The sequence below is a fragment of the Streptomyces sp. NBC_00572 genome, assembly GCF_026341815.1.
GTDB lineage: Bacteria > Actinomycetota > Actinomycetes > Streptomycetales > Streptomycetaceae > Streptomyces.
Genome location: NZ_JAPENX010000001.1, coordinates 4459263 through 4482996 on the forward strand (window position 1 = coordinate 4459263; position 23734 = coordinate 4482996).

19 protein-coding genes and 1 riboswitch are annotated in these 23734 nt (G+C 73.0%); of the genes, 11 read left to right on the plus strand and 8 right to left on the minus strand.

Annotated features, from left to right (window positions below; translation table 11 throughout):
• Nucleotides 1–42 precede the first annotated feature (42 nt).
• Entirely contained in the window at nt 43–1503 is a 1461-nt protein-coding gene (locus OG514_RS20765) for a multicopper oxidase family protein (RefSeq protein ID WP_266896898.1), read from the minus strand.
• Nucleotides 1504–1925: 422 nt separating this feature from the next.
• On the opposite strand from OG514_RS20765, the gene OG514_RS20770 reads away from it, so the two are divergent.
• From OG514_RS20770 to OG514_RS20780, 3 genes are all read left to right on the plus strand, one after another.
• Complete coding sequence (locus OG514_RS20770; RefSeq protein ID WP_266896900.1) at nt 1926–3479, plus strand: SagB family peptide dehydrogenase; 1554 nt, start codon at nt 1926–1928, stop codon at nt 3477–3479.
• 142 nt (nt 3480–3621) lie between these two features.
• Nucleotides 3622–3798: a thiazolylpeptide-type bacteriocin gene (locus OG514_RS20775; RefSeq protein ID WP_073912617.1), complete on the plus strand. Its 177-nt coding sequence runs from the start codon at nt 3622–3624 to the stop codon at nt 3796–3798.
• A gap of 36 nt (nt 3799–3834) precedes the next feature.
• On the plus strand, nt 3835–4005 hold the full coding sequence (locus OG514_RS20780) for a thiazolylpeptide-type bacteriocin (protein ID WP_015036315.1): 171 nt from the start codon (nt 3835–3837) through the stop codon (nt 4003–4005).
• Between the two features lie 106 nt (nt 4006–4111).
• Here OG514_RS20780 and OG514_RS20785 read toward each other — a convergent pair whose 3' ends face one another.
• On the minus strand, nt 4112–4675 hold the full coding sequence (locus OG514_RS20785) for a hypothetical protein (RefSeq protein ID WP_266896905.1): 564 nt from the start codon (nt 4673–4675) through the stop codon (nt 4112–4114).
• 233 nt (nt 4676–4908) lie between these two features.
• Between OG514_RS20785 and OG514_RS20790 the strand changes: the two genes are divergently transcribed.
• From OG514_RS20790 to OG514_RS20815, 6 genes are read left to right on the plus strand one after another with little or no spacing between them, the layout of a single operon-like run.
• On the plus strand, nt 4909–6159 hold the full coding sequence (locus tag OG514_RS20790) for a hypothetical protein (protein WP_266896907.1): 1251 nt from the start codon (nt 4909–4911) through the stop codon (nt 6157–6159).
• Nucleotides 6156–8825, plus strand: a complete 2670-nt coding sequence (locus tag OG514_RS20795) for a hypothetical protein (RefSeq protein ID WP_266896909.1) — start codon at nt 6156–6158, stop codon at nt 8823–8825. Before OG514_RS20790 ends, OG514_RS20795 begins: the two co-directional genes overlap by 4 nt.
• Before the next feature lie 2 nt (nt 8826–8827).
• Nucleotides 8828–10591: a hypothetical protein gene (locus OG514_RS20800; protein ID WP_266896911.1), complete on the plus strand. Its 1764-nt coding sequence runs from the start codon at nt 8828–8830 to the stop codon at nt 10589–10591.
• The gene (locus tag OG514_RS20805) at nt 10581–12509 is read left to right on the plus strand and encodes a TOMM precursor leader peptide-binding protein (protein WP_266896913.1); all 1929 of its coding nucleotides are present in this window, start codon (nt 10581–10583) and stop codon (nt 12507–12509) included. The genes OG514_RS20800 and OG514_RS20805 overlap by 11 nt, the downstream gene beginning before the upstream one ends.
• The gene (locus tag OG514_RS20810; protein WP_266896915.1) at nt 12506–14059 is read left to right on the plus strand and encodes a nitroreductase family protein; all 1554 of its coding nucleotides are present in this window, start codon (nt 12506–12508) and stop codon (nt 14057–14059) included. The genes OG514_RS20805 and OG514_RS20810 overlap by 4 nt, the downstream gene beginning before the upstream one ends.
• Before the next feature lie 12 nt (nt 14060–14071).
• Nucleotides 14072–15001, plus strand: a complete 930-nt coding sequence (locus tag OG514_RS20815) for a thiopeptide-type bacteriocin biosynthesis protein (RefSeq protein ID WP_266896917.1) — start codon at nt 14072–14074, stop codon at nt 14999–15001.
• An 80-nt stretch (nt 15002–15081) separates the two neighbouring features.
• Here OG514_RS20815 and OG514_RS20820 read toward each other — a convergent pair whose 3' ends face one another.
• Both OG514_RS20820 and OG514_RS20825 read right to left on the minus strand, forming a co-directional pair.
• Nucleotides 15082–15915, minus strand: coding sequence for an ABC transporter permease (locus OG514_RS20820; RefSeq protein WP_266896919.1), 834 nt, complete (start codon nt 15913–15915; stop codon nt 15082–15084).
• Nucleotides 15912–16901 (minus strand): ABC transporter ATP-binding protein, encoded by a 990-nt coding sequence (locus OG514_RS20825; RefSeq protein WP_266896921.1) that lies wholly within the window; start codon nt 16899–16901, stop codon nt 15912–15914. The genes OG514_RS20820 and OG514_RS20825 overlap by 4 nt, the downstream gene beginning before the upstream one ends.
• Nucleotides 16902–17115: 214 nt before the next feature.
• Here OG514_RS20825 and OG514_RS20830 point away from each other — a divergent pair, with 214 nt between their 5' ends.
• Nucleotides 17116–18444, plus strand: a complete 1329-nt coding sequence (locus OG514_RS20830; protein WP_266896923.1) for an FAD-dependent monooxygenase — start codon at nt 17116–17118, stop codon at nt 18442–18444.
• Nucleotides 18445–18603: 159 nt separating this feature from the next.
• The gene (locus OG514_RS20835; RefSeq protein ID WP_266896925.1) at nt 18604–18846 is read left to right on the plus strand and encodes a hypothetical protein; all 243 of its coding nucleotides are present in this window, start codon (nt 18604–18606) and stop codon (nt 18844–18846) included.
• Nucleotides 18847–18910: 64 nt separating this feature from the next.
• On the opposite strand, the gene OG514_RS20840 is transcribed toward OG514_RS20835, so the two are convergent.
• The 4 genes from OG514_RS20840 to gcvT all read right to left on the minus strand — a co-directional run bounded on the left by OG514_RS20840 (nt 18911) and on the right by gcvT (nt 23329).
• The gene (locus OG514_RS20840; RefSeq protein WP_266896927.1) at nt 18911–20281 is read right to left on the minus strand and encodes an L-serine ammonia-lyase; all 1371 of its coding nucleotides are present in this window, start codon (nt 20279–20281) and stop codon (nt 18911–18913) included.
• Nucleotides 20282–20451: 170 nt separating this feature from the next.
• Entirely contained in the window at nt 20452–21717 is a 1266-nt protein-coding gene (gene glyA / locus OG514_RS20845) for a serine hydroxymethyltransferase (protein ID WP_266896929.1), read from the minus strand.
• A gap of 32 nt (nt 21718–21749) precedes the next feature.
• The gene (gcvH, locus tag OG514_RS20850) at nt 21750–22127 is read right to left on the minus strand and encodes a glycine cleavage system protein GcvH (protein WP_266896931.1); all 378 of its coding nucleotides are present in this window, start codon (nt 22125–22127) and stop codon (nt 21750–21752) included.
• A 77-nt stretch (nt 22128–22204) separates the two neighbouring features.
• Nucleotides 22205–23329, minus strand: a complete 1125-nt coding sequence (gene gcvT / locus OG514_RS20855) for a glycine cleavage system aminomethyltransferase GcvT (protein WP_266896933.1) — start codon at nt 23327–23329, stop codon at nt 22205–22207.
• A 173-nt stretch (nt 23330–23502) separates the two neighbouring features.
• Nucleotides 23503–23602: riboswitch (glycine riboswitch) on the minus strand.
• Nucleotides 23603–23734 lie beyond the last annotated feature (132 nt).

Below are 23734 nucleotides of genomic sequence, written 5' to 3' on the forward strand. Positions count from 1 at the left end.
CCTGAATGAGAAGTCCAGAGCTGCGGAAGGATGCGGCGAAAATCAGGAGATGCGCATCTGCGCCATCATTCCCATGGCGCTGTGGTCGATCATGTGGCAGTGATAGGGAAAGACCCCGCGGTGGGTGTCGAAGGTCAGTTGGAGTTTCGCGGTCTGCCCCGGGAAGAGGAGGACGGTGTCCTTGAGGCCGGCCTCCGCCGGATAGACCGGCATTCCGTCCCTTTCGAGAATCCGGAACTGCACCAGGTGGGTGTGGAAGTTGTGCGGAACGGTCGTGCTGGTGTTCTTGACCGTCCACACCTCGGTGGAGCCCCACGTGATCTCCGTGTCGATCCGGTCGTGGTCGAAGGTCTTCTCGTTGATGTACGCGAGGTGGCCCGTGCCCGGCTCGTCCATCCGCAGCTCGAAGGTCCGCTCCACGGTCGGCGTGGGCAGCGGCGGCAGGGTGGTGAGGACGTCCGGCACCCGACTGGTGTCGGCCACCTTCTCCTCGACGTCGAAGCGCATGATCTGCCCGACGAGCTCGGTCGGCCCCGGGCCCAGCATGTTCGCCAGGGTGACCTGGGTGCCGGGCGCGTACCGCGAGAAGTCGATGACGAAGTCGGCGCGCTCACCGGGGGAGAGGACGACCACCGGCGAGGGCGCGGGTGCCGGGAGCAGTCCGCCGTCCGAGCCGACGTGGATGATGGGGCTCCCGTCGGAGAGCGCCATCACGAAGATCCGCAGGTTGCAGGAGTTGACCATCCGGAAGCGGTACTTGCGGGCCTTCACCTTCATGTACGGCCACGGGGCCCCGTTGACCAGGATGGTCGTCCGGTTGAGCGCGTCGTCCATCGTGTAGACCAGCTGCCCCGCCGCGTCGAAGTGCGCGTCCCGCAGGATCAGCGGCACCTCGTACGGCCCCGAGGGCAGTCCGAGCGCGTCCTCGGCCTCGTCGCCGAGGAGGTAGAGCCCGGAAAGGCCCCGGTAGACGTGCTCGGACTCCAGGTGGTGGGCGTGGTCGTGCGTCCACAGCGTGGCGCCCACCTGACGGTTGGCGTACGTGTACGTCTTCGACCTGCCCGGCTGGATCAGGTCCATCATCCCGCCGTCCTGGTCCTGCGGGTTGGCCCCGCCGTGGAGATGGACCGAGGTCGGTGCGGAGAGCGCGTTGATCTGCTTCACGACGGCGGTGCGTCCGCTGCGGGCCCGGATGGTGGGGCCGGGGAAGGTGCCGTTGTACGTGAGGACCTCGGTCCGCAGGCCGGGCAGGATCTCGACCCGCGCCCTGCGCATGGTGACCGCGTAGTAGTCGGCCGACCGGGTGCGCCGGTACGGGGCGAGCACCCGAGGCCTCGGCAGGGGCACGGTGAACGGGGTGACCGCGGGCGGGCCGGCGGGCGGCTCGGCGGCCACCGCCGGCGTACCGGAGGTGAGGCTCTGGAACACCCCGCCGGCCGCGCCGACAGCGCCGACGGCACCGGCGGTGAGTCCGAGTCGTATCGCGTTGCGGCGAGAGAACACAGCGGATTCCTAACGTGACGGTTTTCCGGGAGCGGTGGTGTCGGAACGGTGATGTCCGAACCGTGGTGTCGGAACGGTGATGTCCGAACCGTGGTGTCGGAACGGTGGTGAATTCGCTCTCCGAGCATGGGCGCGAACGGCCGTAACTCCGAGCGGGTTCGCGCCGGTTCTTGCATGTGTCACGCGATCGATGACCTCGGTCATTCCCGCGGGTGGGCCGGGAATCGGGTGCTCCGGAATGACGGGAGTCACGCATCGGCCGGGAGTTGTCACTTCTTCCGGCGGGCTCGGATCGGCGGCGCGTTCCCCGCGCGAGAGTGTTGCCCGGCGTCTGCCCTGCGTACGGCGCCTTTCCGTCCGCCGGCCCCGGGGCCCGCACGGCCCCGGCGCCGGACCGTCATCCTCGCGCCCACGGAGGCACCGTGCAGACCACCCAGGCACCATCGGACACCGGTCCGCGTCCACTCGAACCCGCCCTAGCCGTACCGGCGTTCACGGGAGGCGTGCGCGTCTGCTTCGCGCCGGACGGCGGCGACGTCGCCACTCTCGCCGGGCCCGCCACCTCCCTGGCCCTCCGCCCCGTCCGGGACGGCGTCCGGACCGCCCTTGAGCGGCTCGCCGAAGGGCCCCTGCCCGCCGAGGAGTTGTACGAGGGGCTGCGCCCCGCCGAGCGGGTCCTGTTCGACCGGGTCCTCGACCGCGCCAGGCACCTGGTGGCCCACGCCGTACTCGCCCGTGGCGGCGACGGGGAGGGCGGGAGCCGGGAGCTGCTCCGCCTGGAGCCGGTGGCCCGCGACGCCGCCCACCTGCCGGTCCTCGTCCCCGCCGACGCGACCGTCCGGCTCTCCCGCTTCGCCTTCTGCCGTACCCGCGAGGGCGCCCTGGTCCTGGAGTCGCCGCTGGTGAAGTTCCGGGCGGTGCTCACCGACCCCGCCGCCCGGACCCTGGCGGCCGCGCTCGGCGAGCCGGGCACCCCCGCCCGCCTCGGCGCGGACGCCGGTCTCGACGCGGCCGGCACCGCCGATGTCCTCGGTCATCTCGTCGGCGCCGGATTCGCCGAACTCGCCGACGCCGACGGGGTCTTCGCCTCGGACGGCGAACCCGTCCTGCGGCAGTGGGACTTCCACGACCTCCTCTTCCACTCGCGCGTCCGCTCCGGCCGGTACGACGACGTGTTCGGCGCCGTCTATCCCCACCGCGGCGCCATCGAGCCCCGGCCGGCCGTACGCCCCGTCCCCGACGGTCCCTCCGTACCCCTCCATCGGCCGACCCGGGAGGAGATCGCGGCGCACGACCCCTCCCTCACCACGGCGATCGAGACCCGGCGCTCCATCCGGGGCTACGGCGAGCAGGAGATGACCGCGCGGCAGCTCGGCGAGTTCCTCTACCGCGTGGCCCGGGTCCGCGCCCACTACGCGCCGGAGCCCGGCAGCGACCGCGACGAGGTCGTCTCGCGCCCCTACCCCAGCGGCGGCCAGGGCTACGAGCTGGAGCTGTACGTCACCGTGCGACGCTGCGAGGGCCTGACCCCCGGCATCTACTACTACGACCCCGTCGGCCACCGGCTCGTCCTGCGGAACGCGGAGGAGGCCGATCGCGAGTCCCTCTTCCACGTGGCCTCCCGGGCCACCGGCATGGAGGCGCGCCCCGACGTCCTCGTCACCGTCACGGCCCGCTTCCAGCGCATGTCGTGGAAGTACCGGGCCATCGCCTACGCGACCACGCTCCGGCACACCGGCGTGCTCTACCAGACGATGTATCTGGTCGCGACGGCCCTCGGCCTGGCCCCGTGCGCCCTGGGCAACGGCGACGCGGACATGTCCGCGCGGGTCCTGGGCCTGGACTACCTCCAGGAGTCCTCGGTGGGCGACTTCCTGCTCGGCAGCCGGCGTCCCGACGACTCCGTCGCAGGTGAACCGGGGGAGGGCTGGCGCATGCTCAACAGCCCCGAGTGGTCCCTTCCGGAGAATCCCTGAGACTTTCCGGCGTGACGTCGGTTATTCCGGGCGTGATAAACGTCAGGTGGTGTTCGGAAAGGCTGGTGCAGCAGGTGGCCGGTCAGCATTATTGGTGTTGCAGCCGAACGGTTGCCGAGAAGAATTCGGAAAGGAATTCAGAATGAGCATCGACGACATCAAGCAGGGCCAGGACGCGGACAAGGCGTTCGAGAACTTCGACGTCGACGAGCTGGAGACCCTTGAGGTCGCCCAGGGCGTGGCCCTCCCGGAGATGGGTGCCTCCAGCGGCTCGATCGGCACCTCGTCCTCCTCGTCCTCCACCTGCTCCGCCTGCTGAACATCCCCCAACCGAAACGCTGAAAGGAAACACACCATGAGCATCGACGACATCAAGAACGGCGACGACGCGGCCTTCGACAACTTCGACGTCGCGGAGCTGGAGACCCTCGAGGTCGCCCAGGGCGTGGCCCTCCCGGAGATGGGTGCCTCCAGCGGCTCGATCGGCACCTCGTCGTCGTCCTCCTCCACCTGCTCGGCCTGCTGACCGAGTAACCGAGGCTGAACGCACGACGCACGAAGGATGCGACCGCCCGGCCCAGGCCGGGTGGCGCATCCTCGCGTGCGTTACGGGTCTTTCCGGGGTCGAGGCGTCAGCCGCGCAGGGCGACGTGGAAGGACGAGGCCCAGAGCACGATCGCCGCGCCCAGGCCCACCACCGTGCGGATCGTTTCCGCAGTGGTGCCGGCCGCCAGGACGACGAGCCCCACCAGCGCGACCGCCGTCAGGAAGATCGCGGTCCACTTGTACTGCCCCTGGTCGAAGAGGCGGGCGAGCGGGAAGAAGTGCAGCCCCACGACCAGGCAGATCCCGACCGGGATGAACTCCGGGTGGCCCGAGGCGTTCGACGCGGCGATCACCGCGAAGATCGCCACCAGCTCGGCCATGTTGACCAGGCCGACCCCCCGGTTCCACTTCTCCGGCAGGCGGACGAGACGGGTCACCGGACCCGCGGTCCCCCGGAAGGCGAGCACCACCGCGCCGGCGGTCACGGCGGCCGCGACGACACCGACCGCGACGGACACCGGCACCGCCGCTATCCCCGAACCGCCGGCGAAGGCCCATACGAGGGCGAAGACGGCGAGGACGATCGCGCCGCGACGGCGCAGATTACGCGTGAGTGCCAGGCACTCGGCGTCGGTGGTTTCCGTAGTCATGGCGCGGACCCTACAACGATCAACGGCGATGATCCGACCGGGCTGCCTATTTTCAGCCAGTCCGACTTGATCGGTATCGAACGAAGCCGTGGCCCGAGCGTCACGGAAAGGGTGACAGATGTCAGCTCGGACCCCTTTCCCCTACCGCGCCACAATTCGCCGCCACATGATTGCGGCCGGAAGCACAAGAAAGCCCAGGACGTTGTTCTCGAATTCTCGGAAGGTGCGAAAGCATGGGGGTTGATGCGCTGGAGCGCACTGCCGTGAAGCCGGATTCCGACGGCCTGACGGGAGTGCGGCTGCACACACGGATGCCGGTCACACCGGCCTGGCTCGCCCGGTACGTCGTACCGGTCGCCCGCGCGCTGAACGAGGCGGGCGCTCCCGCCGTCCAGCTGCGCCGCGGATGGCTCCACGGGCCGCACGTCGACATCCTCGCCCGCGACGCCACCGGCGTCCCGGGCGGCGGCCCCGACTGGGAGGGCGTCGCGCGGGGCCTGGACGCCGGCCCGCTCGACCCGCCCCGGGCCCTCACCGAGGAGACCTACCTCGACCAGGCCCGCGAGTTCGGCCGCCTGGAGGCCGTCCAGCCGCCGTACCTGCCCCTGCGCGAGCACGGCGCCGTCGAGCGGATCGATCCCGGCGGGCGGCCCGGCGCCGCCTCCCGCGACCCGCGCCTCGACCGCTTCCGCACCGTCGTGCACGGAGCCCTGACACCCGCGCTCCTGCGGACGATCGACGACCTCGCCGGCGAGCCCGGCTCCGGCACCCTCCGGCTCGCCGAGGCCTTCGTCGCGCTCGCCGACACCCACACCCTCGGCCTCGGGTACGGGGTCTTCTCGCCCCGCTCCCACGTCGAGGCCTTCCTCGCCTGGGCCGCACCCACCAAGGACGTACGCCCCGTCTTCCGGCAGCGCCTCGCCAAGGACGCGCCCGTCCTGCGCCGGGTCGTCGAGCAGCGGCTGAGCGGCGAGGTCTCCGCGACCGCCGCCGCCTGGCGCACCGGACTCGCCTACGGCGCCGGGGCCCTGGAGAGCGCGGTCGCCGCCGGCACCCTCACGCTCGACCTCCTCGACGGCGCCACCGCCGGCCTCGACCGCTCGGAGATGGGCCCGCCCGGAGCCACCACCGTCGTCCCGCAGGGCGAGCAGCCCGACAGCGACTTCCACCGGACCGTCGGCGAGGCCGGCGTGACCTCGGCCCCGTCCCCCTGGTTCGCCTCCTTCCGCCTCCTGACGAACCTCTTCTACGAGCAGCTGCCGCTGCTCACCGTCTCCCCGATGCAGCGCTACTACACCTGCTTCGCCGTCGCAGAGACGGTCGACGAGGTCCTCGGCGTCTCCTGGCGCGAGCGCATCGCCGCCCGACTGCCGGACGCCGCCGCCGCCGGGGAGCCGGGTCCGGCCGCCGCGGGAGACGCGCGTGCCACCGCCCCCGCCCCGAGCGCCGCTCCGGGCACCGCCCCCGAGGGAGCCCTTCGATGACCGCCCCCGTGATCGGCAACCCGACGGACCTGCTCGGGGCCGCACCGCCCGAGCCGGTGACCGTACCGACGCCCGCGGGCGTACCCGCGCCCGCCCCCGAACCCCTCTGGTTCCTGCGGGTCAACCCGCTGCGCCGCGCCCGGCTCGCCGACGCCGAACTGCGCCGGCAGCTCGTCCTGGTCACCGCCGCCGAGCAGACGCTCGCCGAAGCCTCCGCCGCCGCGTCCGACGAGCTGTACGAGCGGATCGGCGCCGCGACCGACGACGCCGAACGGCGTGAACTGATCGCCCTGCGCCGCTCCGTGAACAGCGGCAAGGCCCCGAAGAAGACGCCGGAGCCCGCCACCCCCGCGATCGACGCCTGGCTCGAAGCCCGCCAGGAGCGCGAGCGGATCCGCGAGGAGCTCGTCGCCGGCTACCCCGACGCGGCCGAGCGCGAGCGCGGAGTCCTCGCCGAACTCCTCGGCGACCCCGACCTGTTGCGCTCCCTCGCCCTCGTCGCACCCGAGGTCCACCAGGAGGCCGAGCGCTACCGCGCCGCCGTCCGGGCCCCCGGCAAGGTCCCCGCCAAGTCCCGCAAGTCCGAGCGCGGACTCATCCAGTACGTCACCCGTGCCATGGTCCGTACGAGCCCCCTCGCCCGGTTCACGGCCGTCGGCATCGCCGAGCCCGACCCGTCCGCGCCCGGCCCCGACGAGGCGGGATTCGGGGGCGCGACCGCCTTCCCCGGCCTCGACCGCGTGATGCTCAACTACGTGCTCGGAGGACTGCCCGACCCCGCCGACCGGGCGATCGAGGACATGTGGATCGGCCTTCCGCCGACCTCCGCGCCCGACCCCGCCACCGGGAAGCTGTTCTTCCTGAAGCCCGCCCCCGAGGGGATGCGCCGCGCCGCCGTCTCCCTCGACGGCCCCGCCGGAGACCTCCTCGACGCGGTGGGCATGGGCCCCCGCCCCTTCCCGTCCGTCGTCGCCCATGTCGCAGAACGCTCCGGCATCGCCGCCGAGGACGCCGAGCAGAAGGTCCGCGGCGCCGTCGCCCAGGGCCTCCTCTGCACCTTCCACGAGGCCGAGGACGGATCCACCGACTACGACGTCCTGCTCACCCCGGACGACCCGCGCCCGGTGACCAAGCGGCTCACCGACCGCGTCAAGGCGGGCATGCCCGCCTTCACCGCCGCACCCGCCGCCGAACGCGGCGCCGCCCTCGCCGAGTTGCGCGGCGCCCTCGGCGAACTCAGCCACGCCGCCGGCCGCCCCGCGCACGTCACGGTCGAGGAGGACTACGTGATGCCGCCGCTCAAGGTGGCCACGGAACCCTGGAAGGAGTCCCTGAAGGACCTCGGCCCGGCCGTCGAACTCCTCACCGTCTTCGACTGGCTGCACGACGTGCGCGTCCTCATGACCGCCGCGTTCGTCGAGCGCTTCGGCCCCGGGGCGAACGTCCCCCTCGCCGCCAACGCCCCCTTCGTCGTCGGCGAGGTCTCCCGCCGCGCCGCCGCCATGGCCGCCGTGTACGGCCCCGACGGCCCCGGCGACCCGACCGCGCTCAAGGGCATCGGCCCCGCCGACGGCTCCCTGGAGCGCATCTACGAACTGCGCCGCGAGGTCACCGAGGCCCTCCACGCCCTCATCGGCCAGGCCGTCGAGCGCGGCGACGACACCCTCCGCATCAGCCCGGAACAGGTCGCCGGCCTCACCGGCGACCTGCCGGAACGCTTCCGCCGCGACCCGCTGATCTACGGCATCCTGCTCCAGCGCGGCGACGGCCACCTCGTCCTCAACGACGGCCTGCCGGGCCACGGCATGCTCTACGCCCGCTTCCTGGAGGCCGACAAGCGGCTGGGCGGCCGCGCCCTGCCCCGCCTCGCCGACCACGTACGCCGGGTGTACGGATACGACGGCGCCCGCGTCACCGAGGACCTGGGCCTGCACCGCCTCAACGTCAACGCCCACACGCCGATCCTCCCCGGCGGCCTCACCCCCGACGACTGGTTCGGACTGCGGCTCGCCCACGACCCCGAGACCGACTCCCTGCGCGTCGAGGACGCCGAAGGCGCACCCCTGCGGGTCCTGCCGCTCGGCACCGGCCACCCCGGCCTCTTCCCGCCGCCGCTCTCCGTCGCCTCCGGGCTCGCCATCAGCGGCCGCCTCTTCAACGCCCTCCCCAACAGCTGGCACGCCGCCACCCCCTGGGACCGGGCCGCCACCCGCACCGCGCCCCGGATGGCCGTCGGCGACGTCCTCATCGGCCGCCGCCGCTGGTACGGGGGAGAGGAGCTCGGTACGGCCCTGGCCGCCGGACCCGAGGAGCACGAGCGGCTCCTCGCCCTCAACGCCTGGCGCGCCAAGTACGGCGTCCCCGAGGAGGTCGTCGTCAAGACCGTCCCCGAGGACGAGGGCCCGCTCTCCGTCGGCGCCCCCGACATCCAGTCCAAGCGCCTCCAGCAGAAGCCCCAGTACGTGGACCTCGGCAGCGCGCTCGGCGCCCGCGTCCTGCCCCGGATGCTGGAGCGCCGCGGCGCCGACACCGGCGGCAGCTACCTGGAGGAGGCGCTGCCCGGCGTCGTCGACGGCACCCACGCCACCGAGTGGGTCGTCGAGGTCGGCAGGACCGCCGGCGGCCGCTTCACCTACCACCCGACGACCGAGGCAGAGGAGCGGTGACGATGGCCGCGGAAACGCTCAGGACCCGCCCCGACCTGCACTACGCGCCCGTCCCCGGCGGGGTCTACTTCAGCGGCGCCCGCGCCCGGTTCGTGCTGCGCGGCTCCGAGGTCCTGCACGCCGTCGCCCAGGGCTGCGTCCCGCTCCTGGAGGACGGCACCGACGAGGACGCGCTCGTCGCCGAGATCGGCACCGAACGCGCCCGCCCCGCCGTCCGTCTCCTCGTCGACAGGCTCCGCGAGAACGGACTGCTCCTCGACCCGGCGGCGCACACCGCGCCCGAGCCGCCCGCCGACGTACGGCAACGGCACGCCGAGTCGCTCGCCCGCCTCGAAGGCCTCCTCGACGACCCGTACGGGGCTTTCGCCCGGCTCCGCGCCGCGACCGTCCTCGTCACCGGACCGGCGACCGCGACCGGACCCGCCGTGCGGGGGCTGCGCCGGGCGGGGGTCGGCACGGTCCTCACCGACGGCGAGGACCCGACCGTCACCCCGGACGCGGTCCTCGACATCCGCGAGGACGACGGGACTCCTCCCCTCACAGCGGCCCTCGTCGTCCCCGTCCTCCTCGGCGGCACCGGCGTCACCCTCGTCGGACCCGCCCTCACCGGCCCCGGACACCCGGCCGTCCGGGCCGCGTTCCGCGACCGGGCCCGCGCCTGGGCCACCGCCGAGGCCACCGCGCCCGCGCCCCGCCCCATGGCGGACGCGCTCGCCGGCGCCCTCGGGGCCCAGCTCCTCATCGACACCCTGACCGGCACCGCGGACACGGGCGAGGCCCATGTCGTGCACGGGACGGACCTGGCCTCCGACCGGGTCACCGTCGAGGGAGCCCACCAGGCGGCCGCGACCGGCCGACCGGGCTCCCTCCCCGAGGGCCCCTTCACCCTCGCCGCCGCCCCCGCCGACCCCCGTCCCGAGCCCGACGAGGCACGCGAGACCGCGACCCTGCTCGCCGCGCGCTGGACCGGACCGCTCGCCCTCACCGAGGGCGCCGACCTGCCCCAGATGCCGCTCGCCCTGCGCGCCGCCGAGCTCCGCGCCGACGGCCGCCCCACGACCACGGTCCTCGCCTGGGCCGCCCATCAGGAGACCGCCACCGTGGCGGCCACCCTGCAGGCCCTGCGGGCCCTCATCCCCGGGGCGCCCACCCCGGCGGCCGGCCCGCACGCCCACATCCCCGGGGCTCCCACCCCGGCGGCAGGGCTCACGAGGGAACACTGGCTCCTCGACGGCGCGTTGCGCCTGCTCGCCGAGGAGTCGGCGCCCCCGCCGGCGAAGACCGACACCCCGCACGTGCCGCCCGCGGCCCTCCCGGCGGGCGCCCCCGCCGTGGCCGCGGGCGGCGGGGCGTGCGAGGACCTCGACCCGGAGGGCCTGCGGATCCTCGCCGCCCTCCGCGGTCTTCTTCCCTCCGAGCCGCACGTGCGGTTCCACCGCGTGCCCGGACTCGACTGGCGGCTCGCCGAGGTGACCGCCAGGGGCACCACCCTCGGACGCGCCTGGGGCGCCGACGCGGCGGAGGCCGCCCGCGACGCCCTGTGCACCGCGCTCGCCCACACCCAGACCACGGGCGAGCCCGGCACCGTCGACCCGCTCTCCACCGACGCACTGCTCTTCGCCGACCGCGCCGCCCTGGACGCCCTCCGCGCCCAGTTGGCCGCCCGCGCGGGCACCACGTACCGGGGCGAGGCCGTCCGCCACGACCCGGTGATCGGCGAGCTTCCCCTCTGGTACGGCCCCGTGGAGGCCCACGATGCCCACTGACACCCTCGCCCCGCCCCTCGCGCTCGGGCCCGGGCTCGACACCCACCCCGCCGACGAGGCCTGGCGCTCCGCGCTCGACGCCCTCGCGGACGTCCTCCCCGAAGGCACCGTCGCGGTCGACCGCGGCTGGCACCTCGACTGGGAGCGGGAGCGGTTCGACGAGGCCGTCGCCGCCGGCCGGGCCCACCTCTCCGTCCGCCTCCAGGGCGACGAGGTCCTCGTCGGCCCGCTCTGGCGGCCCGGCACCGACGCGGGCTGCGCCGGCTGCGCCGAGGTCCGCGACCGTACCGTCCCCGACCACCCGCTCGTCGGCGACCTCCGCTACGCGACCGCCGCCCCCGGGCCGGGCGCGCCGCTCCTCCCCGAACTGCTCCGGGCGACCCTGGAGCACCTGGTGAGGCGGCCGCTCGGGCCCGGCGAACTCTTCTCCGTCTCGCCGCGCGGCCTGCGCCGCCACCGCATCGCCCGCAGCTTCCACTGCCCGCTCTGCGGACCGGCGTACGAGCGGCTCGACGGTACGGAGACCCCGGCGCCGCTCACCCCGACCGACCGGCCCGCGTTCCCGGACGACTGCACCCGCACCGCCGCGAGCCGGCTCGTCGAGCGCGGGGTGCTCCAGGACCGGCTGGTGGACGACCGCTTCGGTCCGGTCCGCGCGCTGCTGCGCGAGTCCCGCGCCCCGTTCGCGATGAGCATGGCCGTGGTGCCGGACGCCCCGGCGATGGGCCACGGCCGAGCCCGGACCTTCGCCGAGACCGGACCCGTGGCGATCCTGGAGGCGTACGAGCGCCTCGCGGGCTTCCCGTACGACATCCCCGTCCTCACCCACCGCCCGTACGCCGAGGTCGCGGAACACGCCGTCGACCCGGCCGGTCTCGGGCGGTACACGGCCGAACAGCTCGCCCACCCGACCAGCAGGGCCACGCCGTTCGACGCGGACACCCCGATGGACTGGGTGTGGGGCCACGACCTCGACGCCGGGCGCGCACTGCTCGTCCCCGCCGACCACGCCTTCTACCAGTACGAGTACAACCACCGCCGCGACCGCAGGGCCGCCCGCGCCGCCGGGACGCCCGGCCGCAAGCACTACTTCTACGAGTCGTCCAGCGGCTGCGCCGTCGGCGCCAACCTCGAAGAGGCGGCCCTGCACTCGCTGTTCGAGCTGGCGGAGCGGGACGCCTTCCTGCTCTCCTGGCACCGGGCCGCACCCCTGCCGACGATCCCGAACTCCTCCCTCACCGACCCCACCAGCCGCGCCATGATCGAGCTGATGGAGTCGCGCGGCTTCGACGTGCACCTCCTCGTCGCCACCCAGGACATCGGCCTTCCGGTCGTCTGGGTGCTCGCGGTCAACCGGCTCAACCCCTTCCCCGCCACCTTCTCCTCGGCCGGCTCCGGCGCCGACCCCCAGTCCGCGATCCGCGGCGCCCTGCGCGAGGTCGCCCAGCTCGTCACCAACCCCGTCGACTGGACCCGCGAGGACGTCGAGCCGATGGTCGAGGACCCCTGGCTGGTCCAGGAGCTGGAGGACCACGTCCGCTTCTCCTCGCTGCCCGAGACCGCCGCCCGCGCCACCGCCGCCCTCGGCGGGCCCCGGGTCACGCTCGACGAGGCCTTCCCCGACTGGCCCGGCCGGATGGACCGCGGCTCCGGCGGAGACGTGCGCGGCGCCCTGGACTTCGTCCGCGGACTGTTCGCCGGGGCCGGGCTCGACCGGATCGTGCTCGTCGACCAGACCAGCCGCGAACACGCCGACGCCGGCATCCACGTGGCCCGCGCGGTCGTCCCCGGCATCGTCCCGATGTGCTTCGGCCACGCCCAACAGCGGCTGGCCGGCCTGCCCCGGCTCACCGCCGCCCTGCACGGCACCGGGCAGGAGCACCGGGCGATCCCCCTCGACCCCCACCCGTTCCCGTGACGGCGGCCCCGCCGACCCCGCGCGACGCCGCTACCGCGGTGTCGCCCCGGCGCGGCCCCGTCGACCTGCCGGGACCCGAGGGCGACAACAGCATCGCCCGCGAGCCCCTCTGGTACGCGTACGGCGCGGGGGACGACGCCCCGGAGGCGCCGCCGTGGACCTGGGTGCCGCAACCTCCGCCCGACACGCACGTACCGCCCCCGCCGCCGCGCGGGGGCGGCCCGCGCCGGGCCCTGCCGCTCGGCACCCACGACCGGCTCGCGGCCCTGCCGTACCCGGCGCTGCCACCGGGCGCCCGGGGTGCGGCCGAACCGGTCGAGGACCGGCTCGGCCGCGCCCTCGTCACCGCCTTCGGACCGCAGCGCCGCGAACCCGAGAACCCCTACAACGACCACCGGCCGTACGCCTCGCCGCGCTGCCTCTTCCCCGTCCACGCCTTCGTGGACGGGGGCGAGGGCATGCCGTGGCGCCTCCTGGAACCGGACCGGCACGCCCTCACCGGCACCCCGGCGGCCCCCGCCCGGAACGTCGTGCTCACCGGCCGGTACACGACCGTGCCGCCCGCCTACCAGTGGTTCCGAGGCTCACTCATAGCGATCGAACTCGGCTTCGTGTTACGGGCGTTGAGCCTCGGGCTCGAACTCTTCGACGTGCCGGCGCGGCTCCGCCTGCCGGGGCCGGACACCCACGCGCTGCTGTCCGCCCTGGGCCTCGACGACGCCTGGGCCTGGTCGCTGCCGTTCGTCGTGGAACTGGACGGGGCGCGGACGCCGGTCCCGGAAGAGGACTCCGTAACCGGGCCGCCCGCACACCTCACCCGTACCGACCCCGCCCTCGCCGAACTGATCCGCGTCAACCGGGAGCAGACGTACGGCGGCGCCCCCACCCCGCTCACCACCGCCGTCCCCGCGGGTCTCGGCTCCTCGGCGACCGTGCCGGACTGGGCCGAGCTGCTGTGGCGGCGCCACTCCGGACGCATGCCGCGCGCCCTGCACGGCATGAACGGCCGACGCCGGAACGTCCCCGCCGAGGCCCTCGAAAGCGCCGCCCGCTGGCTCTCCGTACCGCCTCCCGGACCCGAACTCGCCACCGCCTTCGCGGCGTTGAAGGTGACCGCGGTCGTCCATGGCGTCGAAGGGCGGACCGACGGCATCCACCGGCTGCGGAACGGCACCGCGCACCTCCTGCGCGCCGACGCGACCGCCCCCGAGCGCCTTGAGGAGCAGTACGGCTACGGCGTCTCGCCCGTCAACGGCTGCGGCATCCGCCACGCCCCGCTCACGGTGTTCCTGTCCGTACGGACCCGGGAGCTCTTCGAGCGCCTCGGGACCGCCGGCTGGGGCGCCGTCCAGCACGCCGCCGGCTGGGCCGCGCACGGACTCTGTCTGTCCGCCGCCGCCTCCGGCCTCTTCGCCCGCCCCGTGCGGGCCTTCAAGGAGATCCCCACCCAGCGCGTCCTCGGCCTGGACCCCGACGAGATGATCGTCCTGTCCGTGGTCGTGGGAGTACCGCAGGACACCGGCGGCGCGCTGCTCGACCTCAGACTCTGAAGGAGCGTCCCCGTGACCCCGACCCTGTCGTCACCCACTCCGCGGCGGACCGACTGGACCGCCTGGCACCTCCACCTCGGCACGACGGCCCGGTCGGCACACGACCGGGTCGTCACCGATGTCATCGGCCCCACGGTCCGCGAACTCGCCCCCGGCACCCCGTGGTTCTTCATCCGCTACTGGCAGTCCGGCCCGCACCTCCGGCTCCGCGTCGGTGACCTCGACACCGCCGCACGCGCGCGCGTGGAGGCCGCCCTCGCCGAGCGCCTGGCCGTCGCCGGCGCACCCGCCCCGGGCGAGGAGCCGCTCGACCCCGCCGCCTACCGCAGCGGGGCCGAGCGGCTCGCCGCCGCGGGCGAGACCGGCGAGAACACCTCCGTGAAGGCCCTGCTTCCCGCCGGCGTCCACCCGGCCGTCTACGAGCCGGAGTTCGACCGCTACGGCGGCGAGGCGCTGATGCCCGCCGCCGAGTCCCTCTTCACCCTGTCCAGCACCCTCGTCCTCGCCGCCCTGGCCAAGGTGAACAGCGAGCGGCAGCGGGCCATGCTCGCCCTGCGCGGCACCCTCGCGGTCGCCGCCGCCCTCGGCGACCCCGCGGAACGCGCGTACTACTACGCCCACGGCCTCGGCGCCTGGCGCGCCTGGGCCGCCGAGGCCGGCCACCCGGCCGAGCTCCTCGACACGATCACCCGGGTCGAGGGGGCGGTGACCCTCGACCCGGGCGCCCACGGCCCCTTCGCCGGCTGGCACACCCGGATCGCCGCCCACGCGGCCGAGATCCGCGAGCAGTCCCCGACCCACCCGGGCATGGTCCTCTTCTCGCACGCGCACATGCTCCACAACCGGCTCGGCCTGAGCCTCCTGGAGGAGCTGCGCACGTACGCGGTCCTGGCCCACGCCTTCCCCGTACCGGCGAACGCTCCCGTACCGCAGAACGTCTGACCCCAAGACCCCCCCCACGGGGATCACGAAAGGCCCGGCCGGTTTCCCGGTCGGGCCTTTTCGTGGTGCGCACCCGGCTGTCACTCGGGACGCGGGTCCCAGCGGAAGGAACGGACGGCGATCAGGGCGCCGATGACACCCCAGGCGGCGAGGACCGCGAGGTCCCGCCACTGGAAGCCGGCGTCCTGGGTGAAGAGCGCCAGCATCGCGTCGTTGAACGGCTTCACGGGCAGCAGGCCCGCGATGGTGTTGAGCAGCTCCGCGTGGATCGGGAAGTAGCTTCCGGAGATGAAGACCAGCGGGAACTGGATGAACTGCACGACGGCCGGGGCCGCCTCGGAGTTCTTGATCAGCGAGGCCACGCCGACGCCCAGCGCGCAGAAGCTGGCCGCGCCGAGCACCAGGGTCAGCAGCACCGCGCCCCAGTGGGTGGGCAGGTCGACGCCGTAGAGCGCGCCGATGCCGAAGACGAGGGCGACGTCCACGATGCTGACGACGACGCAGTGCACGAGCAGACCGGCGAAGTAGACCCAGGCGGGCAGCGGGGTGGCGTGCAGCCGCTTGAGGACCCCGGTCTGCCGGCGCATCGCGAGCACGATCGCCAACTGGCCGTAGCAGGCGCCGAGTACGGACACGGCGGCGATCACCGGTGTGTAGTACTGCATGCCGGTCAGGCCGAAGAAGAAGTCCTGGCCCTCGCTGCCGCTGAAGACGGCGCCGAAGATGCCGATGATGACGATCGGCAGGACGAAGGTGAAGACCATCGACTGCGGGTTGCGCCAGAACGACAGCTGTTCGTAACGGATCTGATGACCCAGCAGGGCCAGCGGATTCCGCCCGCGCGGAACGTTCGCGCCGCGCTCGGCCGAGGCCGCCGGCGCGGTTTCGGTGGTCGGGGGGATCAGGGTGGTCATGAGCGGCTCCGTCCGGGTCGGCGCCCTCGTCCAGCGGGCGCCTTGCGCTCCCGCGCGGACGACGGCGAGGAGGCTTCCTGCTGTACGTACTCGCTGGTCAGGCTCAGATAGACGTCCTCCAGCGTGGGCTGCTCGACGGTCAGCCGGTCCAGCGGCGTGCCCCGGTCGAGGGCCCAGCCGGTCAGCCGGTGCAGCGCGGCCGTCGGCTCGGTCGTCTCGGCCGTCACCAGGCCGTCCTCCACATCGCTCACCGGCAGGGGTACGTCGGCGAGCGCGGCGCCCGTCGGCAGCGCGAAGCGGATCCGGGTCTGGGCGCTGTCGCGGCCGCCCAGTGTGTCCGGGGTGCCCGAGGCGACGATCCGGCCCTCGGCGATGACCACGACCGAGTCGGCCAGGGCCTGCGCCTCGTCCATGTAGTGGGTGGTGAGGACGATGGTGGTGCCGTCGTCGCGCAGACTGCGCACCACGTCCCAGGCGCCGCGGCGGGCGTTCGGGTCGAAGCCCGTGGTCGGCTCGTCCAGGAACAGCAGCTTGGGCCGGCCGACGACGCCGAGCGCCAGGTCGAGCCGGCGCTTCTGGCCGCCGGACAGGTCCTTGACCTTGGCGCCCTTCTTCTCGTTCAGGCCGACGAGGTCGAGGAGTTCGTCGACGTTCCGCGGCTCCGGGTAGTACCCGGCGTTGCGGGCCACGGTCTCCCGCACCGAAAGATAGGGCTCCACGGCGATGTCCTGGAGGACGAGGCCGACCTGGCCGCGCAGCCAGTGGCCGTCGGCCTTGACGCCGGGGTCGCGGCCGAGGACCTCGACCCGCCCGCCGTCGCGCTCCCGGAAGCCTTCGAGGATCTCCAGGGTGGTGGTCTTGCCCGCGCCGTTCGGCCCGAGCAGGGCGAAGATCTCGCCCTCCGCGACGCTGAAGTCGACGCCGCGCACGGCCTCGTGGTCGCCGTACCGCTTCTGCAGGCCTTCCACGGCCACCGCGGCGGTCACCGCGGTCCCTCGGCTCGTGTCACTGTGTGCCTCCCGGTCTGGGGTGTCGTGGGGTCGTCGCCCGCGGTCGGACTCCCGGGCGCCGCCTCGACGTTAGGTGCGGGGGACCGGCCCGGAGCGGGCGCGCGGGGGTGGCGGTGACGGACGTCATGGAAGCCGCGACAGTTGTCAGCGCGGGGCGTGACCCGCGTTGCCCGGGGCCGGTGGGCCGCCCATGCTCGGGGTGCGGCGGACGGCCGGGCTGCGGGAGACCGCGGCCGGCGACGCCGACGGTGCCGACACAGCAGCGACGCGGAAGGCGGTCTCAAAGGTGCGGTTCGGGGATCTGGACGAGTGGGGAGCGGAGGAGCGGCCGCACGTCTCGGTGGTCGGCGCCGGCATCGGCGGCCTGACGCTGGCCGGTGCGCTCTCCTCCATGGGCATTCCGTACACGGTGTACGAACAGACGCGGCGGCTCGCGGAGGTGGGGGCGGGGGTCCAGCTCTCGCCCAACGCGGTCAGGCCGCTGCTACGGCTCGGCCTCGGCCCGGCCCTGCGCGAGCGGGCGGTGGCGATCGAGGCCATGGAGGTACGGGGCTGGAGCGGGCGGCCGATCGCCCGGACGCCGCTGGGCGCGGAGTGCGAGCGGATGTTCGGGGCCCCGTACTACGCGGTGCACCGGGCGCATCTCCACGACGCGCTCCTCACCCTCGTCGACGACGGCAGCCTCAAGCTGGGCGAGCGCCTCGGCGAGGCCCGGGAGACGGAGCCGGCGGAGTCGGGTGACGGCGTACGGCTGACCTTCGAGGACGGAACCGTCCGCGGGGCGGAGCTGGTGGTGGGCGCCGACGGCATCCACTCCACGGTCCGCGAGGCCTTCCGGCGCGACGAGCCCGAGTTCTCGGGGCTCGGCATCTACCGGGGCCTGGTGCCGGTGGACCGGCTCCCGGACGCGGCCCGCGCGCCTCTGGTGCGCCTCTGGCTCGGCCCGGGCGGGCACTTCGTGTGCTACCCGGTCGCGGCGGGGGAGTACCTGAGCTTCGCGGCGACGGTGCCGATGGCGCAGTCCCCGGGCGAGTCCTGGTCGACGCCGGGCGACCCGGAGGCGCTGCGGCGGGTCTTCGGCGGCTGGACCGGTCTGGTCGCGGACGTCGTGGGCGCGGTGGAGACGACCCTCCAGTGGGCGCTGCACGACCGCCCGCCGCTGGACGTGTGGTCCTCGCGCCGGCTGACCCTGCTCGGCGACGCGGCGCACCCGATGCTGCCGTTCATGGCGCAGGGCGCGAACCAGGCGGTGGAGGACGCGATGGACCTCGCGGCCTGCCTGGCCGACCCGGCGCCGTCGACGACCGCGGCCCGGCTCGACCGCTACCAGGCGCTGCGGATCCCCCGCACGGCCGAGATCCAGCGCGGCTCCCGGGGCAACGCGGGCATCCTCCACCTCCCCGACGGCCCGGCCCAGCGCCGCCGCGACGCCCGCATGGCGGTCCACGCGTCCCTCCGTGACCGGGCGATGCTGTACGCCCACGAAACGGGCCGGAGCGTGGTGCCGGCACCGGCGTGACGGGCACACCGACGAGACCTGACGCATTGGCCTAGACCTATTGTGCGGCCCTGTCCGCGACGGTACGTTCGTCCCCGGCTGCGCAGCCTGCACGTACCGCACCACATCGCATCGTCACGCACTCCGCCGGGCATCCCCGGCGTTTCGGGAGGACATGCCATGTACCGCCGCACAGCAGCCGCACTCGCCACCGCCGCCACCGCCGGCGCGCTCGCGCTCGGCACCGCAGGCGCCGCCGAGGCCGCTCCCGGCCCCGGCTTCTACGCCCGCAGCCACCACGCCTCGTACGCCGAATGCCAGGCCGCCGGTCAGGCCGGCTATCAGATCTGGGGCCCGATCTTCTTCTGCGAGCCCTTCACCTCCACCCGCCCGGACGTGATCGTCCTCTGGGTGCGCTACTGACCGAAAGGGCCCGTACCGGGCGGCGACCGCCGCCCGGTACGGGCCCTTCACGTGAACAATCGATTCAGCACTCGATGATGTTCACCGCGAGACCGCCGCGGGCGGTCTCCTTGTACTTCACGCTCATGTCCGCGCCCGTCTCCTTCATGGTCTTGATGACCTTGTCGAGGGAGACCAGGTGGCTGCCGTCGCCGCGCATCGACATCTTCGCCGCAGTGACGGCCTTGACCGCCGCCATGCCGTTGCGCTCGATGCACGGGATCTGGACCAGGCCGCCGACCGGGTCGCAGGTCAGGCCCAGGTTGTGCTCCATGCCGATCTCGGCCGCGTTCTCGACCTGCTCCGGGGTGCCGCCGAGGACCTCGGCGAGCGCGCCCGCCGCCATCGAGCAGGCCGAGCCGACCTCGCCCTGGCAGCCGACCTCGGCGCCGGAGATGGAGGCGTTCTCCTTGAACAGCATGCCGACCGCGCCCGCCGCCAGCATGAAGCGGACGATGCCCTCGTCGTCGGCACCGGGCACGAAGTTCATGTAGTAGTGCAGGACGGCGGGGATGATGCCGGCCGCGCCGTTCGTCGGGGCGGTGACCACCCGGCCGCCCGCCGCGTTCTCCTCGTTCACGGCCATCGCGTAGAGGGTGATCCACTCCATGGCGTGCATCTTCGGGTCGCCCTCGGAGCGCAGCTTGCGGGCCAGGTTCGCGGCGCGCCGGCGGACCTTCAGGCCGCCGGGCAGGATGCCCTCGCGTGCCATGCCGCGCGAGACGCAGGACTGCATGACCCGCCAGATCTCCAGGAGGCCCTCGCGGATCTCGTCCTCGGTCCGCCAGGCCTTCTCGTTCTCCAGCATCAGCGCGGAGATCGACAGGCCGGTCTCCTTCGCCAGGCGCAGCAGCTCGTCGCCCGTGCGGAAGGGGTACTTCAGGACGGTGTCGTCCGGGACGATCGGGTTCTCGCCCTGGACGGCGTCCTCGTCGACGACGAAGCCGCCGCCGACCGAGTAGTACGTCTTCTCCAGGACCAGGGCGCCCTCCGCGTCGTACGCGAAGATCGTCATTCCGTTGGCGTGGTACGGCAGCGCCTTGCGCCGGTGCAGGATCAGGTCGGCGTCGAAGTCGAAGGGGATCTCGTGCGCGCCGAGGAGGTTGATCCGGCCGCTCGACTTGATCCGCTCGACCTCGTCGTCGGCCGTCTCGACGTTCACCGTGCGCGGCGAGCTGCCCTCCAGACCGAGGAGGACCGCCTTCGGGGTGCCGTGGCCGTGGCCGGTCGCGCCGAGGGAGCCGTACAGCTCCGCCCGTACCTTCGCGGTGTGGGCGAGCAGGCCCTCGTTCTTCAGGCGGCGGGCGAACATCCGGGCCGCGCGCATCGGCCCCACCGTGTGGGAGCTCGACGGGCCGATGCCGATCGAGAACAGGTCGAAGACCGAGATGGCCACGGGAGGACTCCTTGTGGGGGCTAGACGCCGTTGTCTGCCGGGGTGGAGCAGAAAAGCGCGGAGAAGAAGGGCGTGCGGTACGGCGCGGGGACATGGGGTGGGGCACCGCGCTCACTGTCCAGTGTGCGCGGTGCCCCGAAGGTCCGTACGAACGAAAGGGTACGAAATTACTACAGGCCGGGGTACAGCGGGTGCTTGTCGGCGAGCGCCGTCACCCGGGCCTTCAGCGATTCGGCCTTCTCGGCGTCGAAGCCGGGCTTCAGGGTCTCCGCGATGATGTCGGCGACCTCGGTGAAGTCCTCGGCCTGGAAACCGCGGGTGGCGAGCGCCGGGGTACCGATGCGCAGACCCGAGGTGACCATCGGCGGGCGCGGGTCGTTCGGAACGGCGTTCCGGTTGACCGTGATGCCGACCTCGTGGAGACGGTCCTCGGCCTGCTGGCCGTCCAGCTCGCTGTCGCGCAGGTCGACGAGGAGCAGGTGCACGTCCGTACCGCCGGACAGGACGGAGACACCGTGGGCGGTGACGTCGTCCTGGACCAGGCGCTCGGCGATGATGCGGGCACCGTCCAGGGTGCGCTGCTGGCGCTCCTTGAACTCCTCCGAGGCCGCGACCTTGAAGGAGACGGCCTTGGCCGCGATCACGTGCTCCAGCGGGCCGCCCTGGAAGCCGGGGAAGACCGAGGAGTTCAGCTTCTTCGCGAACTCCTTCTTCGCCAGGATGATGCCGCCGCGGGGGCCGCCGAGCGTCTTGTGCGTGGTGGAGGTCACCACGTCCGCGTACTCGACCGGGTTCGGGTGCAGACCGGCCGCGACCAGACCCGCGAAGTGGGCCATGTCGACCCACAGGAACGCCTCGACCTCGTCGGCGATCCGGCGGAACTCGGCGAAGTCCAGCTGACGCGGGTAGGCGGACCAGCCCGCGATGATCACCTTCGGGCGGTGCTCCTTGGCGAGGCGCTCGACCTCGGCCATGTCGACCAGTCCGGCCTCGTCCACGTGGTACGCGACCACGTTGAACTGCTTGCCCGAGAAGTTCAGGCGCATGCCGTGGGTCAGGTGACCGCCGTGTGCCAGGTCCAGGCCCAGGATCGTGTCGCCGGGCTGGGCGATCGCGAAGAGGGCGGCCTGGTTCGCGGAGGCGCCGGAGTGCGGCTGGACGTTGGCGTACTCGGCGCCGAACAGGTCCTTGATCCGGTCGATCGCGATCTGCTCGGCGACGTCGACGTGCTCGCAGCCACCGTAGTAGCGGCGGCCCGGGTAGCCCTCGGCGTACTTGTTGGTGAGGACGGAGCCCTGCGCCTCCATGACGGCGACCGGAGCGAAGTTCTCCGAGGCGATCATTTCGAGGGTGGACTGCTGGCGGCGGAGCTCGGCGTCGACGGCGGCGGCGACGTCGGGGTCCAGCTCGTGGAGGGGAGTGTTCAGAAGCGACATGAATCGATCCCTAAGGGGTCTCGGGCCCGGTCTCAGTTCCCGGAGAACGCGGTGTACTCGTCGGCGGAGAGCAGCTCGTCCGGCTCACCCGTGACGCGCACCTTGAACAGCCAGCCACCCTCGAACGGAGCCGTGTTCACCAGCGACGGGTCGTCCACCACGTCCTGGTTGGCGGCGACGACCTCGCCCGTCACGGGGGAGTACAGGTCGCTCACGGACTTCGTCGACTCCAGCTCGCCACAGGTCTCGCCCGCGGTGACCGTGGAGCCGACCTCGGGGAGCTGGGCGTAGACGACGTCACCGAGCGCGTTGGCGGCGAACTCCGTGATGCCGACGGTCGAGACGCCTTCCTCGGCGTCCGACAGCCACTCGTGCTCCTTGGTGTAGCGCAGCTGCTGGGGGTTGCTCATGGCCTGATTCTCCAGGATTGGGTGAGTGCTGATGAACGTGGGTCTTGCGGGGTGAGACGCGAAGTGAGACGGATACGTCACTTCTGGCGCTTGTAGAACGGCAGCGCCACGACCTCGTACGCCTCGTGGGTGCCACGGATGTCCACACCTACACCCTGGGTGCCGGGCGCGGCGTGCGCCGCGTCCACGTACGCGATGGCGATCGGCTTTCCGAGGGTCGGCGACGGGGCGCCGGAGGTGACCTCGCCGATCACCACGCCGTCCTTGACGACGGAGAAGCCGGCGCGCGGGACCCGGCGGCCCTCGGCGATCAGGCCGACGAGCTTGCGCGGCGGGGCGGTCTCGGCGCGCTCGGCGGCCTTCTCCAGCGCCTCGCGGCCGACGAAGCGGCCCTCGTTGGTCGTCTTCTCGAACTTCACGACCCGGCCGAGACCGGCGTCGAAGGGGGTGAGCGCGGTGGTCAGCTCGTGGCCGTAGAGCGGCATGCCCGCCTCCAGGCGGAGCGTGTCACGGCAGGACAGACCACAGGGGATCAGACCGACCGGGGCGCCCGCCTCGGTCAGCGCCTTCCAGACGCCCTCGGCGTGCTCGGGCTTCAGGAACAGCTCGAAGCCGTCCTCGCCGGTGTAGCCGGTACGGGCGATCAGCGCGGGCACGCCCGCGACCGTGCCGGGCAGGCCGGCGTAGTACTTCAGACCGTCCAGGTCGGCGTCGGTGAGCGACTTCAGGATGCCGGGGGACTCCGGGCCCTGGACGGCGATCAGCGCGTACGCGTCACGGTCGTCGCGCACCTCGGCGTCGAAGCCGGCCGCGCGCTCGGTCAGCGCGTCCAGGACGATCTGAGCGTTGGAGGCGTTGGCGACGACCATGTACTCCGTCTCGCCGAGGCGGTAGACGATCAGGTCGTCGAGGATGCCGCCGTCCTCCTGGCAGATCATCGTGTAGCGGGCCCGGCCGACGCCCACCGTGGAGATGTTGCCGACCAGGGCGTGGTCGAGGAGTTCGACGGCCTGCGGGCCGGTGACGGTGATCTCACCCATGTGGGAGAGGTCGAAGAGACCCGCCTTGGTGCGGACGGCGATGTGCTCGTCCCGCTCGCTGCCGTACCGGAGCGGCATGTCCCAGCCGGCGAAGTCGGTCATGGTCGCGCCCAGCGAACGGTGAGTCGCGTCGAGGGCGGTCAGACGGGGGGCAGTGCTCATGGGGTGGCTCCCGGGTCCCAAGGGCGTGATCGGTGACGAAACACATGACGGGCGAGGACGTCCTCCCCATCTGTCATGGAACCTGAGAGGTTCACCGAGAGCATCTCGTGACCGAGAGATCGGCTTGCACCTTGGGTGGGGACACGGCAGGGTGTCCCGCTTTTCAGATCTGCCTCATCCGCGCGGTACGGGGCCTGAGAGATTCAAGGGAGGGTCTTGCTCCTTCGGCGTCCGGACACGACGTGCGGTCCGGAACTCTCCCGCGCGGATTCGAGCGGCCGGTATGCGATTGTGTGGCGACTGTGCGCGCCTGGCGCGCACATCATTGCACGCGAGCTCGACGGGGCACATCGCTTGTGTCCCATTACCGTTTCTTTACACTTTGTGGGCAAGGGTCTTCCCAGG

Bases quoted from the DNA above. Each gene is read 5' to 3' on its own strand.
- OG514_RS20775 (WP_073912617.1), top strand. From the start codon at position 3,622: ATGAGCATCGACGACATCAAGCAGGGCCAGGACGCGGACAAGGCGTTC.
- OG514_RS20780 (WP_015036315.1), top strand. From the start codon at position 3,835: ATGAGCATCGACGACATCAAGAACGGCGACGACGCGGCCTTCGACAAC.
- OG514_RS20785 (WP_266896905.1), bottom strand. From the start codon at position 4,675: ATGACTACGGAAACCACCGACGCCGAGTGCCTGGCACTCACGCGTAAT.
- OG514_RS20790 (WP_266896907.1), top strand. From the start codon at position 4,909: ATGGGGGTTGATGCGCTGGAGCGCACTGCCGTGAAGCCGGATTCCGAC.
- OG514_RS20795 (WP_266896909.1), top strand. From the start codon at position 6,156: ATGACCGCCCCCGTGATCGGCAACCCGACGGACCTGCTCGGGGCCGCA.
- OG514_RS20800 (WP_266896911.1), top strand. From the start codon at position 8,828: ATGGCCGCGGAAACGCTCAGGACCCGCCCCGACCTGCACTACGCGCCC.
- OG514_RS20805 (WP_266896913.1), top strand. From the start codon at position 10,581: ATGCCCACTGACACCCTCGCCCCGCCCCTCGCGCTCGGGCCCGGGCTC.
- OG514_RS20820 (WP_266896919.1), bottom strand. From the start codon at position 15,915: ATGACCACCCTGATCCCCCCGACCACCGAAACCGCGCCGGCGGCCTCG.
- OG514_RS20830 (WP_266896923.1), top strand. From the start codon at position 17,116: ATGCTCGGGGTGCGGCGGACGGCCGGGCTGCGGGAGACCGCGGCCGGC.
- OG514_RS20835 (WP_266896925.1), top strand. From the start codon at position 18,604: ATGTACCGCCGCACAGCAGCCGCACTCGCCACCGCCGCCACCGCCGGC.
- glyA (WP_266896929.1), bottom strand. From the start codon at position 21,717: ATGTCGCTTCTGAACACTCCCCTCCACGAGCTGGACCCCGACGTCGCC.
- gcvH (WP_266896931.1), bottom strand. From the start codon at position 22,127: ATGAGCAACCCCCAGCAGCTGCGCTACACCAAGGAGCACGAGTGGCTG.
- gcvT (WP_266896933.1), bottom strand. From the start codon at position 23,329: ATGAGCACTGCCCCCCGTCTGACCGCCCTCGACGCGACTCACCGTTCG.